General features: G+C 37.8%; 14 protein-coding genes and 1 riboswitch. Of the genes, 13 read left to right on the top strand and 1 reads right to left on the bottom strand.

Going from position 1 to position 15923, the window contains the following annotated elements; all coding sequences use genetic code 11:
* Positions 1-2 precede the first annotated feature (2 nt).
* From D0S48_RS20120 to D0S48_RS20175, 12 genes are all read left to right on the top strand, one after another.
* Positions 3-545: a CvpA family protein gene (locus D0S48_RS20120; RefSeq protein ID WP_144535516.1), complete on the top strand. Its 543-nt coding sequence runs from the start codon at positions 3-5 to the stop codon at positions 543-545.
* A 66-nt stretch (positions 546-611) separates the two neighbouring features.
* Positions 612-2315, top strand: coding sequence for a DNA polymerase/3'-5' exonuclease PolX (polX, locus tag D0S48_RS20125; protein ID WP_144535518.1), 1704 nt, complete (start codon positions 612-614; stop codon positions 2313-2315).
* Between the two features lie 15 nt (positions 2316-2330).
* Entirely contained in the window at positions 2331-4694 is a 2364-nt protein-coding gene (locus tag D0S48_RS20130; RefSeq protein ID WP_151113589.1) for an endonuclease MutS2, read from the top strand.
* A gap of 143 nt (positions 4695-4837) precedes the next feature.
* Complete coding sequence (locus tag D0S48_RS20135; protein WP_144535521.1) at positions 4838-5248, top strand: DUF350 domain-containing protein; 411 nt, start codon at positions 4838-4840, stop codon at positions 5246-5248.
* Between the two features lie 434 nt (positions 5249-5682).
* Positions 5683-7380: an AMP-binding protein gene (locus D0S48_RS20140; RefSeq protein WP_151113591.1), complete on the top strand. Its 1698-nt coding sequence runs from the start codon at positions 5683-5685 to the stop codon at positions 7378-7380.
* 88 nt (positions 7381-7468) lie between these two features.
* On the top strand, positions 7469-8050 hold the full coding sequence (locus tag D0S48_RS20145) for a fatty acid metabolism transcriptional regulator FadR (RefSeq protein WP_144535525.1): 582 nt from the start codon (positions 7469-7471) through the stop codon (positions 8048-8050).
* A 15-nt stretch (positions 8051-8065) separates the two neighbouring features.
* A complete protein-coding gene (locus D0S48_RS20150; RefSeq protein ID WP_144535527.1) occupies positions 8066-8839 on the top strand; it encodes an enoyl-CoA hydratase in 774 nt (257 codons plus the stop codon).
* 21 nt (positions 8840-8860) lie between these two features.
* The gene (locus tag D0S48_RS20155) at positions 8861-9634 is read left to right on the top strand and encodes an electron transfer flavoprotein subunit beta/FixA family protein (protein ID WP_144535529.1); all 774 of its coding nucleotides are present in this window, start codon (positions 8861-8863) and stop codon (positions 9632-9634) included.
* 87 nt (positions 9635-9721) lie between these two features.
* Entirely contained in the window at positions 9722-10699 is a 978-nt protein-coding gene (locus tag D0S48_RS20160) for an electron transfer flavoprotein subunit alpha/FixB family protein (RefSeq protein WP_144535531.1), read from the top strand.
* Positions 10700-10829: 130 nt separating this feature from the next.
* Positions 10830-11144 (top strand): thioredoxin, encoded by a 315-nt coding sequence (gene trxA / locus D0S48_RS20165; protein ID WP_144535532.1) that lies wholly within the window; start codon positions 10830-10832, stop codon positions 11142-11144.
* Positions 11145-11196: 52 nt separating this feature from the next.
* Positions 11197-12987: an excinuclease ABC subunit UvrC gene (gene uvrC, locus D0S48_RS20170; RefSeq protein WP_144535534.1), complete on the top strand. Its 1791-nt coding sequence runs from the start codon at positions 11197-11199 to the stop codon at positions 12985-12987.
* A 43-nt stretch (positions 12988-13030) separates the two neighbouring features.
* Positions 13031-13206: riboswitch (Lysine riboswitch) on the top strand.
* Between the two features lie 104 nt (positions 13207-13310).
* Positions 13311-14531 (top strand): aspartate kinase, encoded by a 1221-nt coding sequence (locus D0S48_RS20175; protein ID WP_144535536.1) that lies wholly within the window; start codon positions 13311-13313, stop codon positions 14529-14531.
* Positions 14532-14592: 61 nt separating this feature from the next.
* Here the strand turns inward: D0S48_RS20175 and D0S48_RS20180 are convergent, their stop codons facing one another.
* Entirely contained in the window at positions 14593-15006 is a 414-nt protein-coding gene (locus tag D0S48_RS20180; protein WP_151113593.1) for a YslB family protein, read from the bottom strand.
* A gap of 291 nt (positions 15007-15297) precedes the next feature.
* Here D0S48_RS20180 and D0S48_RS20185 point away from each other — a divergent pair, with 291 nt between their 5' ends.
* Entirely contained in the window at positions 15298-15909 is a 612-nt protein-coding gene (locus tag D0S48_RS20185; RefSeq protein ID WP_151113595.1) for a succinate dehydrogenase cytochrome b558 subunit, read from the top strand.
* The last annotated feature ends 14 nt before the right edge of the window (positions 15910-15923 follow it).

Raw genomic sequence — 15923 nt, forward strand, 5'->3', positions numbered from 1 at the left:
AAATGTTAGATTTAATTATCCTGATTTTATTAATTGCCGGCTTTGTAACTGGCGCTAGACGTGGGTTGATCGTTCAACTTATTCATATGACGGGCTTCATCGTTGCCCTCATCGTCGCCTATATCTATTATAAACCACTGGCAGACAAATTTGTTCTGTGGATACCATTTCCTGCAGTAACCTCAGATTCATCATTAACAATTGCAGTAGAAACATTGGACCTAGACCAAACGTTTTACCGGATTATCGCGTTTACTTTAATTTTTATGGTTGTTAAGTTTGGCTTACAATTAATAGCCTCCATGTTTGATTTTTTAAAGTATTTGCCTATACTAGGCTTTGTGAGTAATGTTGCAGGAGCAATTCTAGGATTTATAGAGTTTTATTTCATCATATTCGTCCTTTTATATGTTTTTGCGCTATTGCCAATTGAATTTATACAAAATATTACATCAGGTTCATTCTTAACTTCATGGATGCTTGAACATACGCCAATCCTATCTGAGATGGTTAAAAACTGGTGGTATATTTATTTAGAAAAGTAATATCTAGTATCTAAGAAGAACTTCTCTCAGTAGAGGGAAGTTTTTTTAAATAGAGGAGGTCTACTCATGGACAAAAAGACAATTATTAAAACGTTAGAAAAAATTGCGTTATATATGGAACTCCAAGGAGAAAATCCTTTTAAGGTGTCTGCTTTTCGTAAGGCTGCCCAAGTTTTAGAGTTAGACGAACGTAGCTTATCTGAGATGGACAATATTACTTCTCTGAAGGGGATTGGAGCAGCAACAGGGGCAGTGATCAACGATTTAATCGAAACTGGTGAGTCCTCTTTGCTTAAGGAAATGCAAGAATCTGTGCCAGGCGGACTTTTACCTATGTTAAAGATTCCAGGTCTTGGAGGAAAGAAAATCGCCAAGCTTTATAAAGAATTAGGTGTAGATTCGATTGAGTCCTTAAAGATTGCATGTGAGGAAGGTAAGGTTAAAGGACTAGCGGGATTTGGAGCTAAAACAGAAGAAAAAATATTAGCACAGCTAGAAGTCTTTCAAACAAAACCTGAGAGAACCGCTATTTGGCAGCTTGAGCCTATTGTTGCTTTTATCGAAGGTATTTTAGCAAGCATGGATACTGTTGTTAAGTATTCTGTTGCAGGTTCCTATCGAAGAGTAAAGGAATCTAGTAAGGATATCGACTTTATCGTAGCAACGACTTTACCACTAAAGGTTAGAGAGGAATTGCTAGAGAAGCTCCCCCTACTAAAAGTGATTGCAGCAGGAGACACCAAGGTATCTGTGACCTTAGATGTAGAAAATGAGGTAGATGTTGATTTTAGGCTGGTGGAGCCCCATCAATACGCTTCCGCATTGCACCATTTTACCGGTTCTAAGGACCACAATATTAAAATGAGACAAATTGCCAAAGAAAAGGGTCTGAAAATAAGTGAATACGGGGTAGAGCAGGAAGATGGCTCCGTTCAGTCCTTTGAATCTGAGAAAGAATTCTATGCATACTTTGATTTACCTTTTATCCCGCCTACAATTCGAGAGGATGGAACAGAGCTAAACAAGCTAGAAATGATTCCTAGCCTTGTAACGTTAGAGGATATAAAGGGAGATTTTCATATGCACACTACGTGGTCAGATGGAGCTCACTCTATTGAAGAAATGGTAGAGGCATGTAGAGAAAAAGGATACTCTCATATTGTAATTACTGACCACTCAAATTATTTAAAAGTAGCAAACGGCCTTTCTAGGGAGAGACTGTTACAACAAATAGAAGCAATACATGTCATGAATGAAAAATATAGTGATATAGAAATTTTCGCAGGTACAGAGATGGATATACTCCCAGATGGCTCTCTAGATTTTGATGATGAATTGCTTGAGCAGTTAGACTTTGTTATTGCTTCCATCCATTCAAGCTTTAGTCAATCACAGGACAAGATTATGGCAAGGCTGAGAACAGCAATTGAAAATCCACATGTTCATATGATTGCTCATCCTACGGGGAGAATTATTGGTAGCCGTACTGGCTACGATCCGGATGTGCCGACTTTAATAGAGTGGGCAAGTGAATTCGGAAAGATATTAGAGCTAAATGCTAATCCGCATCGCTTGGATTTAGAAACAGTCTATTTAAAAATGGCGCAGGAAAAAGGTGTGCCAATTGCCATTAACACGGATGCGCATCATTTAGATCAACTAAGATATATGGATGTAGGCGTCAAATATGCACAAAAAGCATGGCTTCACAAAGAGAATATTGTTAATACATGGACATTAGATAAATTTAAACAATACTTGAAGAAATAATTAGGAGGTGCCTCGGTGATAGCTGAAAGAGCACTGAAAACTTTAGAATATTATAAAATCAGGGAAGAAGTAGGAAAATATTGTACTTCTTCTATTGGAAAATCTCATATTGAAAAATTAGTCCCTTCTGTAGATTATGAGGAAGTATCTATACTATTAGAGGAAATGGATGAGGGTCTCACAATTCTTCGCTTGAGAGGGAACGTTCCTATGGGAGGGATTGTAGATATCCGTCCCCATGCGAAACGTGCTCAAATTGGTGGGATGCTGAGTCCAATGGAACTTATGGAAACTGCAAGCACTATTAGAGCAAGTAAAATTCTTCGAAACTTTTTAGAAAATGTGGCAGAAACAGAATCTGTAGAGATTCCTCATTTTCTTTCAAAAAAGGATTCGTTACCAATTTTGACAGCTTTAGAGCATGAGATAAACGACTGCATTGATGAAAACGGCAGCGTACTAGATAGTGCGAGTAGTACATTACGTTCCATTCGTCAGCAACTGAGAATTCAGGTTAGTCGTGTCCGTGAGAAGCTAGAGAGCTACACACGTGGCGCTAATGCAGCAAAAATGCTATCTGATTCTATTATAACGATTAGAAACGACCGATATGTGATTCCGGTTAAATCGGAATATCGCAGCCATTACGGAGGCATTGTTCACGATCAATCTTCTTCTGGTCAAACTCTTTTCGTTGAACCTTCAGCTGTAGTCCAGATCAATAACGACATTCGAGCTTTAAAGGTGAAGGAACAGGAAGAAATTGAACGCATTCTTATACGTTTGACAGGTGAGGTTGAGGTTGTAGGGCATGAGATTTTCCTTTTAGTTAACATACTTGGAGAAATCGATGTCATTTTAGCAAAGGCTAAATATGGACAGGCAGAAAAATGTACTATGCCCCAAATCAACAACGATGGTTATATACGCTTAGTAAAAGCGAGACACCCTCTTATTCCAGTAGATCAAGCAGTTCCAAATACGATTGAATTCGGAAGAGAAATTACAGCGATAGTGATAACAGGTCCGAATACGGGCGGGAAAACCGTTACTTTGAAAACAGTTGGCCTTTGTACTCTAATGGCTCAAAGTGGAATACCGATTCCAGCGCTGGACGGGTCAGAGGTTGCTCTGTTTGAATCTGTGTTTGCAGATATCGGAGACGAGCAATCTATCGAGCAAAGCTTAAGTACGTTCTCCTCTCATATGGTTAATATTGTGGATATTTTGAAGAAATATAACGATAAATCGTTAATCTTGTTTGACGAGCTTGGAGCAGGAACGGATCCTCAAGAGGGGGCAGCCCTAGCAATATCTATTCTTGATGCTGTCCACGGAACGGGTGCACGTGTCATGGCAACTACCCACTACCCTGAGCTAAAGGCATATGGTTATAACCGACCTGGTGTAGCCAATGCCAGTGTGGAGTTTGACATTGAAACACTAAGCCCGACCTATAAGCTTTTAATTGGTGTACCTGGACGAAGCAATGCGTTTGAAATTTCCGAGCGCTTAGGTCTACCAAACCATATAATTTCACAGGCTCAAACCTTTACTGGAACGGATCGAGGAGAGGTAAACTCCATGATAGCCTCATTAGAGGATAGCCGTAGGCAAGCAGAGCGAGATGCAGAAGAAACTGAGGTCGAGTTAGAAAAAGCTAAGCGCCTAAAAGACGACCTCGAGCAAAAGTTGGCTGAGTACGACGAGAAAAAAGAAAAACTAGAGCAAAAAGCAAAGGAAAAAGCGAGAAAGATTGTGGAAGAAGCAAGAAGAGAAGCGGATGAAATCATCAGTGAGCTACGAAAAATGCAGTCAAATACGCATAAGCTTGTGAAAGAGCATGAGCTAATAGATGCTAAAAAACGTTTAGATGAAGCCCTTCCGAACAATCCAGTTTTGAAGAAGCAGAAAAAATTGAATGAACAGGCAAAAGAATTAAAGTCGGGCGATGAGGTGAAGGTACTAAGCTTTGGCCAAAAAGGTACCTTACTTGAAAAAGTATCGAAAACTGAATGGTCCGTTCAGATCGGAATGCTCAAGATGAAGTTAGACGAGGCAGACTTAGAATATATTAAACCCGAAAAGCAGAAACAATCAGTATCAGTTAATGCTGTTAGAGGGAGAGATTCACATGTAAAGCTTGAGCTAGACCTACGTGGAGAGCGATACGAGGATGCTATACTTCGAACTGAAAAATATATAGATGATGCTATTTTGGCTAATTATCCACGAGTTTCTATTATCCACGGGAAAGGTACAGGCGTCCTAAGACAGGCGATACAACAGTACTTGAAAAATCATTCTCGAGTGAAAAGTTATCGATTTGGTGAAGCGGGCGAAGGTGGCCATGGAGTAACTGTAGTTGAACTGAAATAACATGGATGGAAGGAAAGAGATACAGATTTTGTGTACTTCTGTCATCTCTTTATTTACGATACTTATTCAAATAAATATATATTATGTTGAAACTTTTCAAATACCCATTCGTATAGAAAGAAAAGTTTGAGAGGGGCTATATCATGCTGCTAGGTAGTTTTTGGTCAAATCCATTAGTAGAATCTGCAGGTTATTTTAGTGTCGTTGTTTTATGTTTAATTGTTTCCATGGTTTTGTTTGAAATAGTGACCAAATATAAAAACTGGCAGGAAATTAAAAATGGAAATGTTGCAGTGGCATTAGCTACTGGTGGGAAAATATTTGGTGTGTGTAATATTTTTAAATACTCCATTGAAGAGCATAATTCCCTTTTTGAGATGATTGGCTGGGGATTATATGGCTTTGCATTACTAATTGTAGCTTATTGGCTTTTTGAGTTTTTAACTCCAAGTTTTAACGTCGATAAAGAAATAGAAAATGATAATCGCTCTGTTGGATTTATCTCGTTAATTATTTCCGTTGGATTATCATTTGTAATTGGTGCGAGTATTTAATTAGGAGAGATATAGATGGAAAAATTGTCGAAAATATTGATTGTAGTTGGAATATTTTTTCTAGCAATCGGCATACTATATATAGTAAAAAATTCATAGAACTAATTTAAACTCTAAACGAGGCTGTAATAATGCGTTTGTAATTCAAATTAATGAATTAGCGGATTATTGCGGTCTCTTTTTTTAGGAAAAGAAAGTAAATGCTTTCTTTTCCAATTATTTATCTAACTGCTACTGCCTTGTCCTGCGTGGTCAAATGGATAAAAGCTATGATAATTGTGTAACCGCTTTCTCGCTTTCTCCCTTTTGCATGTCAGGGCAGGCACAAGCGCTAATATTTTTCTTGTTTTATGAATTGAATTGTCATTCATTTTTATCTATAATAAAAAATAGGAATATTCACTCTATTAAAATCGTACAAAGGGGGCAAACAAATGATTGAAAAACCATGGCTTTCTCACTATCCGCCGGAAGTTCCACACACACTTGACTATGAATCTATTCCCGTCCAAGAGTATCTTACGAGAGCGTACAAGAAATTTCCAACGAAGATAGCTATACATTTCATGGGGAGAGATGTAACTTACAAAGAGCTATATGAATCATCAATGAAGTTTGCGAATTATTTGCAGTCATTAGGTCTGCAAAGTGGCGAAAGAGTAGCAATCATGCTACCGAACTGTCCACAAGGGGTTATAGGTTATTACGGGATTCTGTATGCTGGAGGTATTGTCGTTCAAACAAATCCTCTATACACCGAACGTGAGGTAGCTTATCAATTAAAGGATTCAGGAGCTAAAATTATTTTGGCTATGGACATTCTTTACCCTCGAATAACTAAGGTTATTAAAGAAACAAATTTGGAAAACTTAATTATTACAGGGATTAAGGATTACTTACCTTTTCCTAAAAACCTCATTTATCCTTTTATTCAGAAGAAGCAATATGGATTTAGTGTAAAAGTAGAGCATCGGGGGATGAACCATCTATTTACTGAAATTATGAAGGTTGGAAAGATGGATTCGATTTCTTTACCATTTGATTTTAATGAAGATATAGCTCTTCTACAATACACAGGGGGTACGACTGGCTTCCCTAAAGGAGTTATGCTCACACATAAAAATTTGATTGCAAACGCTTCGATGTGCCGTGCTTGGCTGCATGAATGTCGTGAAGGTGAAGAGTCAATTTTAGGAATTTTACCTTTCTTTCACGTGTATGGAATGACTACTGTTATGATTTTCTCTGTTATGCAAGGAAATCGTATGGTATTATTACCTAAGTTTGATGTAGAAACTGCTTTAAAAACAATTGATAAACAAAAACCTACATTGTTTCCTGGTGCACCAACTATGTATATAGGGATTTTAAATCATCCAGATGTAAAAAAATATGATTTATCCTCTATCGTAGCTTGTTTAAGTGGCTCGGCACCTCTACCAGCAGAAGTTCAGGAAAAATTTGAAAAAGTTACGGGTGGAAGACTGGTAGAAGGCTATGGCTTAACTGAAACTTCTCCAGTAACACATGCTAATTTAATCTATAGTGCAGATCGAGTAAAAGGTTCCATCGGTGTTCCTTGGCCTGATACGGAAGCAACTATTTTTGGACCAGAATCCACGGACCCATTACCTTATGGTGAAATAGGAGAAATCGCTGTAAAGGGACCACAAGTAATGAAAGGCTATTGGAATCGTCAAGAGGATACTGATATGACGATGAGAGATGGTTGGTTGCTAACAGGTGATTTAGGGTACATGGATGAAAACGGTTTCTTTTATATTGTAGACCGTAAAAAAGATCTTATTATTGCTGGTGGTTATAATATTTATCCTCGTGATGTGGAGGAGGTTCTTTACGAACATCCTGCAGTACAGGAATGTGTAGTTGCGGGTGTACCTGATCCATATCGTGGCGAGACTGTAAAAGCCTATATAGTTGTAAAAGAGGGAATGACTGCAACTGAGGAAGAGCTTAATACACATTGTCGCGAAAATCTCGCATCATTTAAAGTTCCAAGGATTTATGAATTTAGAAAAGAGCTTCCAAAAACAGCTATCGGAAAAATATTAAGAAGAAACCTTATAGACGAAGAAAGAGAAAAATTGAAGCAGGTGGCAGTACAGAGTTAATTGTTTATTGACAATATAAAAAATTGAATATAAAATAAAAATATGAATGAATCATCATTCATATTTTTATTTTTTGGTGGTGAATTCATTGAAGAAAGACAAACCTAAGTATAAGCAAATTATTGACGCTGCAATCATTGTTATAGCAGAGAATGGATACCATCAGTCTCAGGTTTCTAAAATAGCTAAACAAGCTGGTGTGGCAGATGGAACAATCTATTTGTACTTCAAAAACAAGGAAGATATTTTAATATCGGTTTTTGAAGAAAAAATGGAAGTTTTTGCGGATAACTTGAAGGAAATTTTAAAAGAGAATATCAGTGCTTCTGATAAGTTGTATAAAATGATCGAAAATCATTTTAAGGTGCTTGCTAGTAATAGGCATCTAGCAACTGTAACTCAATTGGAGCTACGTCAATCTAACCTAGCGTTACGTTTGCGAATAAATGCTATCTTAAAAAATTATTTGACATTACTCGACACTATCTTAAAAGAAGGTATTGAAAACGAGGAATTCGAAAATTCTGTAGATATTCGCTTAGCAAGACAAATGGTTTTTGGTACAATTGATGAGACGACTACTTCCTGGGTGATGAATGAGTATAAATATGACTTAGTCGGACTAACAGAAAAAGTACATCGTCTATTACTAAAAGGTATAACAACCTAAAAGGGATGTGGGTAGATGGAGTTTTTGTCATGGAATGTCGAAAATCATGTAGCAACCGTTACACTGAATCGTCCTCCTGCAAATGCATTAGCTAGGGGTGTTATTTTAGAGGTTAATAGCTTGCTAGATGAGGTGGAGCACGATGAAAATGTTCGTGTTATCCTTCTCAAAGGGGAAGGTCGATTCTTTTCTGCAGGAGCAGACATTAAAGAATTTACCACTGTGACTTCTGGAGAGGAGTTCTCGAAGCTAGCTTCTAGCGGACAAACTATATTCGAAAGAGTCGAAACATTTCCAAAACCGGTGATTGCAGCCATTCATGGTGCAGCACTTGGTGGGGGACTTGAGTTGGCCATGAGCTGTCATATTCGATTGGTCGCTGAAAATGCTAAACTTGGTTTGCCAGAGCTACAGTTAGGTTTAATACCTGGCTTCGCTGGTACCCAACGCCTTCCACGATATGTAGGGTTTGCTAAGGCGGCAGAAATGCTACTAACAAGTGAACCAATCAGTGGAAAGGATGCGGCAGCATTTGGGCTAGCTAATCATGCTTACCCAGAGGAAGAATTGTTTGAAAAAGCAGGGGAGCTAGCAAACAAAATTGCTACGAAAAGCCCTGTTGCCGTGAAGGCTGCTTTGGAAATGCTTCAATTTGTGAAGACTTCATCTTATCATGAAGGGGTAAAAGCAGAAGCAAACGCTTTTGGAACAGTATTTGTTTCAGAGGATGCCAAAGAAGGTATTTCAGCATTTATTGAAAAAAGACAGCCTGTCTTTAAAGGTAAATAACAATATTGGGAGGACTTCAACATGAATATTTATGTTCTAGTTAAACGCACGTTCGATACAGAGGAGAAAATTGTTGTAAGTGGTGGAAAAATTCAAGAGGATGGTGCTGAGTTCATCATCAACCCATACGATGAGTATGCAATCGAGGAAGCTATCCAAGTTCGCGACGCACACGGTGGTGAAGTTACAGTCATTACAATGGGTGGCGAGGATGCTGAAAAGCAACTACGTACAGCTTTAGCAATGGGTGCTGACAAAGCAGTTCTGATCAATACAGAAGATGATGTTGAAGAAATGGACCAATTCACAGCGGCTCATATAATTTCCGAATACTTAAAAGACAAGGATGTAGATTTAATCTTAGCTGGAAACGTTGCGATCGATGGCGGTTCAGGTCAAGTTGGACCACGCGTTGCAGAATTATTAGGTATAAACTATGTAACTACTATTACTAACCTAGAAATCGATGGAACAACTGCTACGATCAAACGTGACGTTGAAGGGGACACAGAAATTTTAGAAGCATCTTTACCTCTTTTAGTTACTGCACAGCAAGGTTTAAACGAGCCACGCTATCCTTCTTTACCGGGAATAATGAAGGCTAAGAAAAAACCTTTAGAAGAACTAGAATTAGATGACCTTGATATTGATGAAGATGACATAGAGGCAAAAACAGAAACAATAGAAATTTACTTACCTCCTAAAAAGGAAGCTGGAAAAGTTTTAGAGGGAGAACTAGCTGATCAAGTAAAAGAGTTAGTGAGCCTACTTCATTCAGAAGCGAAAGTAGTATAACTTTTACGGTTAAGTTTCTAGTAATCTATGAACTATCTTGTTAAGTAAAGAGGGTTCGAATCATTTATTAAATGGGAGGAACAAATCATGTCTAAAAAAGTATTAGTTTTAGGGGAAGCACGTGAAGGTGCACTTCGTAATGTATCATATGAATCAATCGCTGCAGCAAAGCAAATTTCTGACGGTGGGGAAGTAGTAGCAGTATTACTAGGAGATGCAGTTCAAGATTTAGCTGCTGAGCTAGGAAAATACGGTGCAGACCGTGTGATTACTGTAGAACATCCACACTTGAAACAATATACTTCTGATGGCTATGGTCAAGCTTTTATGGCTGTAATCGATCAAGAAAACCCAGAAGCAATTGTATTTGGTCATACAGCTCTTGGAAAAGATCTATCTCCTAAAATCGCTAGTAAATTACAAATCGGTCTAATTTCCGATGTAACAGCTATCGAAGGAGAAGGGGAAGATGCAGTATATATTCGTCCAATCTATTCTGGTAAAGCCTTTGAAAAAGTTAAAGTTAAAGAAGGTATTAAGTTCATCACAATTCGTCCAAACAACATCGCACCACTTGTAAAAGACGATAGCAAATCTTGTGACGTTTCTTCTCTATCAGTTGACGTCACAAACCTACGCACAATCATTAAAGAAGTAGTACGTAAATCTACTGAAGGCGTAGACTTATCAGAGGCGAAGGTTGTAATTGCGGGTGGACGTGGAGTGAAGAGTGAGGAAGGATTTGCACCATTAAAAGAGCTTGCGAACGTGTTAGGTGGAGCAGTTGGAGCTTCTCGTGGAGCTTGTGATGCTGACTACTGTGATTATTCACTACAAATCGGCCAAACTGGTAAGGTTGTAACTCCTGACCTTTATATCGCGGCTGGTATTTCTGGAGCAATTCAGCATTTAGCAGGTATGTCTAACTCTAAAATTATTGTGGCGATTAACAAGGATCCAGAAGCTAATATCTTTAAAGTCGCTGATTATGGTATTGTCGGAGACTTGTTTGAAGTTATCCCGATGCTAACAGAAGAATTCAAAAAACTTAAAGTGAATGCATAAAAAATGCTCGGCTCTTTAAGGGCCGAGTTTTTGTGTGAATAAATGAAATTTACGTGTGTAAGCTAAATTGTAGATGAAGCATTTTTTGTCTGCTATAATCTATTTAGAGTTAATAAAGGAGGAATTATATATGGCAATTGTTCATGGAACAGATCAAACCTTCTCACAAGAAGTTGAAAAAGGATTAGTATTAGTAGATTTTTGGGCAACATGGTGCGGACCTTGTAAAATGATTGCTCCAGTTCTAGAAGAAATGGATGCTGAAATGAGCGAGAAAGTTAAAATCGTTAAAGTTGACGTAGATGAGAACCAAGCGACTGCAAGTCAATTCGGTATCATGTCAATCCCAACATTAGTGTTATTTAAAGATGGTCAGCCAGTAGACAAAGCTGTTGGTTTCCAACCAAAAGAAGCACTAGTTCAATTCGTTGAGAAAAACGCATAATAATAAAAACCGGGTCCTCTAAGGCGCCCGGTTTTTTTAAACAGGTGATGAGATGAACGAACTAATTCAACAGAAATGTGCAATCCTACCAGATCAACCGGGCTGTTATTTGATGAAGGATCGGCAAGGCACTATTATATATGTAGGAAAAGCAAAAGTATTAAAAAATCGTGTAAGATCTTATTTTACCGGTTCACATGATGGAAAAACTCAAAGATTAGTACAAGAGATAGTGGACTTTGAATATATCGTTACATCGTCTGAGCTAGAGGCATTGATTTTGGAGCTCCATTTGATCAAAAAGCATGATCCAAAATACAATATCATGCTCAAGGACGATAAGACGTACCCATATATAAAAATTACAGGGGAAAAGAACCCAAAGCTAATTATTACAAGACAAGTAAAAAAGGACAAAGGGAAATATTTTGGACCCTATCCAAACTCCCATTCTGCCCATGAAACGAAAAAGCTGCTAGATAGACTATATCCATTAAGAAAGTGTCAAAAGCTACCTAGTCAAGTTTGTCTTTACTATCATATTGGTCAATGCTTAGCTCCATGTGTAAAGGAAATTGATGAACCAACATACACAGAAATAATTCACGAAATCTCTAGTTTCCTTAATGGCGGACATGGTAAGGTCAAGAAAGAACTGACTGAAAAAATGAACGCTGCAGCGGAACAGCTTGAGTTTGAACGAGCTAAAGAATACCGCGATCAAATTGCCCACATTGATCAAGTTATGGAAAAACAAAAAATGACGATGAATGATTTCACGAACCGTGATATTTTTGGATATTCAGTAGACAAAGGGTGGATGTGCGTCCAAGTCTTTTTTGTGCGTCAAGGTAAACTGATAGAAAGAGATGTGTCTCTATTCCCGATGTATCGTGACCCGGAGGAAGAGTTTCTTACGTTTCTAGGCCAGTTTTATGCCAAACCTGAACACATCAAGCCAAAGGAAATATTCGTCCCAAATACTACCGATTTGGATTTGGCGTCTGAGCTGCTGCAAATGAAGGTCATTATTCCACAAAAGGGAGCAAAAAAGAACTTAGTAGATCTGGCTCAAAAAAATGCTTCAATTGCACTGAAAGAAAAATTTCACTTAATCGAACGTCAAGAGGAGCGGACAATTGGGGCTGTAGAGGAATTAGGTCAGTTGATGGGAATTAGCATGCCAAGCAGAATCGAAGCATTTGATAATTCACATATCCATGGGACAGATGCAGTTTCAGCCATGGTAGTTTTTGTTGATGGCAGAGCATATAAAAAAGATTATCGTAAATATAAAACTAGAACAGCAGCCAAGCATGATGACTACGGAGCGATGCGCGAGGTTGTTCGAAGAAGATACACAAGAGTCCTAAAAGAAAGACTGCCACTTCCTGACCTTATCATTATTGATGGTGGTAAAGGACAAATCGAGGCTGCTCGCGAAATTATTGAGGATGAATTGGGCTTAGATATACCTATTGCAGGACTAGCCAAGGATACTAAGCACCAAACTTCTTCTTTGCTGTATGGTGATCCCTTAATGATTATACCTATGAAGCGGACTAGCGAGGCATTCTATTTATTACAAAGGATTCAAGATGAGGTCCATCGTTTTGCTATCACATTCCATCGTCAACAAAGAGGGAAGCATACGATTGCTTCTTCATTAGATGGAATAGAAGGAATCGGACCAAAGCGAAAAAAACTACTACTCAAGCATTTTGGCTCCGTTAAACGAATGCAAGCTGCATCTAGGGAAGAGTTAATCGAATCTGGGCTTCCTAGTAAATTGGCAGATAATCTAATCGCTCATTTTCAGAAAAATTTATTGTCTTCTGAATAATCTTATGTTATCTTTAAAACAATTTAATATTCACTATTCAAACAGTGAAGATAGAGGTGCGAATTGCAATAGTACTAATCAAGAGGATGAAAGATCCATTGAGGGATTAGGAAAGGGTTGTTCGCCGAAATATAGAAGAGCTTTTCCTTTTCTATGTTGGTTCTGTATTTAAGAGATGCAGGATTGTCAGAATATATATTCTGGAGGGCTATCTCACATGGGCAATTGTTTTTTGACCGTGTATGAGAAGAGTTAGCTTTCCGCAATCTTGTGGAAAGCTTTTTTTATTGTATCCCGACAGAGACAAAAGGGGAGATAGGTTAATGAGTAAAATTGTTATGAAATTTGGCGGAACTTCTGTAGGCACTCTCGACAAAATAACGAATGTCGCAAAAAGGATTCAAAATGAAAAAGAAAAAGGCCACGATATTGTAGTAGTTGTTTCTGCAATGGGTAAAACAACTGATGATTTAAATTTGTTGGCAAGTAAAATCACCGATAGTCCTGTAAAAAGAGAGATGGATATGTTGTTGTCAACAGGGGAACAAGTGACGATGTCCTTGCTTGCAATACAATTGAACTCACTTGGTGTGGAAGCCCTATCTCTCACAGGTTGGCAAGCAGGCATCCAAACAGACGATGTACATAGAAATGCGAAGATCAGTCAACTAGATGGCAACAAGATAAATGAATTTCTTGAAGGAAACAAAGTAGTAATTGTTGCAGGATTTCAAGGGATTTCTTTGACGGGGGAAATCACTACCTTAGGAAGAGGAGGATCAGATACTACTGCCGTTGCTGTTGCAGCTGCGATAGATGCAGAAATATGTGATATTTACACAGACGTAGATGGGATCTATACTTCAGATCCTCGTTATGTACTAGATGCTAGAAAACTAGAGCAGTTGGAATATGATGAGATGTTAGAGTTAGCCAATTTAGGCGCTGGAGTGTTGCACCCCCGAGCAGTGGAGTTTGCTAAAAATTATAAAATACCACTTAGAGTACGATCAAGCTATGAAGAAACAGAAGGAACAATTTTAAAGGAGGAAGTAGATGTGGAAAATAATTTAGTAGTACGTGGGGTAGCGTTTGAATCAGATATAGTACGTTTGACTATAGAGTATGAAGTGCCTTTTAATGGTTCGCTAGCTTCCATTTTCACTACACTTGCTAATAATAATATAGACGTTGACATTATTGTCCAATCAATCGTTGAGGGAATGAAGCCTACAGTTTCGTTCTCTATCAAAAAGGAATCACTCTCAGAAGCAATTGAGGTTTTAGAAACAAATAAAAAAACTTTAGGTTTTACTTTTGCTGATTTTGAGGTTGGCCTAGCTAAAGTATCGATAGTAGGATCAGGAATGGTATCTAATCCAGGTGTTGCGGCCCAAATGTTTGACCGTCTTAGTAAGGAGAACATACCTGTCAAAATGGTAAGCACCTCAGAGATTAAAGTTTCTGTAGTAGTCCCCCAGGGTAATATGATCCAAGCTGCTAATGCCCTGCATAATGAATTTGAATTGGCTATCAGCCGATAATTCTATATTTAAAGAGGATTGTCGTTTTACCTACAATCCTCTTTTTTGTATACATGCTGTTTTATCGCGAACTCTTTAAATCCCATTTTATATGAAAAGTGACCATTCCAGTTTTTTTGACAAGCTCATCATAGCACTCGGTCTCATAGCCGCCAATTTTTTGCTGCTGCTCCGCAAGAAAACCTGCCTCTAGTCTATGACTTCTGCTAATCCCACTTTGAGGCAAATTAAAGGTTTCTAATATGTAATGAGCCGAATCCTTTGAAGTCTTTTCTAATTCAAGCTTTCCCCAACCAGCTTCTTGGAAGAAAGAGATGGCTTCTTCCATTGAATAGAGAGGAAATTTACGAGCGAGGTCTTTACCTGCCCAGTATAAAATATCTTTTTCATGTTTTCCGAGAATAGAAGCAAGCACGTGATCTCTTATTATTTCGTATCCAAAGGAAGTTACATGTGAATGTTCTTTTTCATTCAAGCAGCAACCCTTCTTTCTAAAAGAAAATGTAAATAAAAAACTATGAATCTATTTTAACATAAAATTTTTCTCGGGGATGGAATACTTTGTGAAAAGTTAATCTAATCATTATAGGGAAATGTGTCTGAAAGATGAATAAAATAAAGAAACATACCTTGACGCTCCAAAATGATGAGAGTACAATGGATATGTCATAAATTCGTAACAAGAAGGTGTGAACATGTGATGATTTATTGTTCTATTACAATAATTTAATCATCGCTAATTGGAAATCTGAGGGGGGTTACTGTTTTGTCGAAAGATCGCGAATTTTACATGCGTCGATTACATTCTTTACTAGGGATTATTCCAGTTGGATTATTTTTGACGCAACATTTAGTAGTTAACCATTTTGCTACAAGAGGAGAAGAGGCTTTTAACAAAGCTACTCATTTTATGGAAAGCCTTCCATTTGTGCTATTGCTGGAAATTTTCGTAATTTATATTCCTTTATTATTCCATGCATTTTATGGTATCTATATTGCATTTACTGTTAAGTACAATCCAAATAGATATGGCACATTAAGAAACTGGTTATTTATTTTACAACGATTCACAGGTATTTTCCTAGTGGTATTTATTGCATGGCACATTTTTGAAACACGTTTCCAAAAAGCAATTGGTGCAAAAGAAGTTAACTTCAATATGATGAATGAAATCTTATCGAATCCTTGGATGTTAGCGTTTTATATTGTTGGGGTAGTTTCAGCTACATTCCACTTAGCTAACGGTATTTGGTCATTCCTTATAAGCTGGGGAATTACACAATCACCAAAATCTCAAAGAATTTCAACTTATGTAACATTAGTAATCTTCTTAGCGTTATCTGTAGTTGGTGTACAAGCACTTTTAGCATTCGTATAAGACCCTTCTACACC

This window comes from Psychrobacillus sp. AK 1817, from assembly GCF_008807035.1.
GTDB lineage: Bacteria > Bacillota > Bacilli > Bacillales_A > Planococcaceae > Psychrobacillus > Psychrobacillus faecigallinarum.

Coding starts and splice junctions, on each gene's coding strand:
- D0S48_RS20120 (WP_144535516.1), top strand. CDS start 3: ATGTTAGATTTAATTATCCTGATTTTATTAATTGCCGGCTTTGTAACT.
- polX (WP_144535518.1), top strand. CDS start 612: ATGGACAAAAAGACAATTATTAAAACGTTAGAAAAAATTGCGTTATAT.
- D0S48_RS20135 (WP_144535521.1), top strand. CDS start 4,838: ATGCTGCTAGGTAGTTTTTGGTCAAATCCATTAGTAGAATCTGCAGGT.
- D0S48_RS20140 (WP_151113591.1), top strand. CDS start 5,683: ATGATTGAAAAACCATGGCTTTCTCACTATCCGCCGGAAGTTCCACAC.
- D0S48_RS20150 (WP_144535527.1), top strand. CDS start 8,066: ATGGAGTTTTTGTCATGGAATGTCGAAAATCATGTAGCAACCGTTACA.
- D0S48_RS20155 (WP_144535529.1), top strand. CDS start 8,861: ATGAATATTTATGTTCTAGTTAAACGCACGTTCGATACAGAGGAGAAA.
- D0S48_RS20160 (WP_144535531.1), top strand. CDS start 9,722: ATGTCTAAAAAAGTATTAGTTTTAGGGGAAGCACGTGAAGGTGCACTT.
- trxA (WP_144535532.1), top strand. CDS start 10,830: ATGGCAATTGTTCATGGAACAGATCAAACCTTCTCACAAGAAGTTGAA.
- uvrC (WP_144535534.1), top strand. CDS start 11,197: ATGAACGAACTAATTCAACAGAAATGTGCAATCCTACCAGATCAACCG.
- D0S48_RS20175 (WP_144535536.1), top strand. CDS start 13,311: ATGAGTAAAATTGTTATGAAATTTGGCGGAACTTCTGTAGGCACTCTC.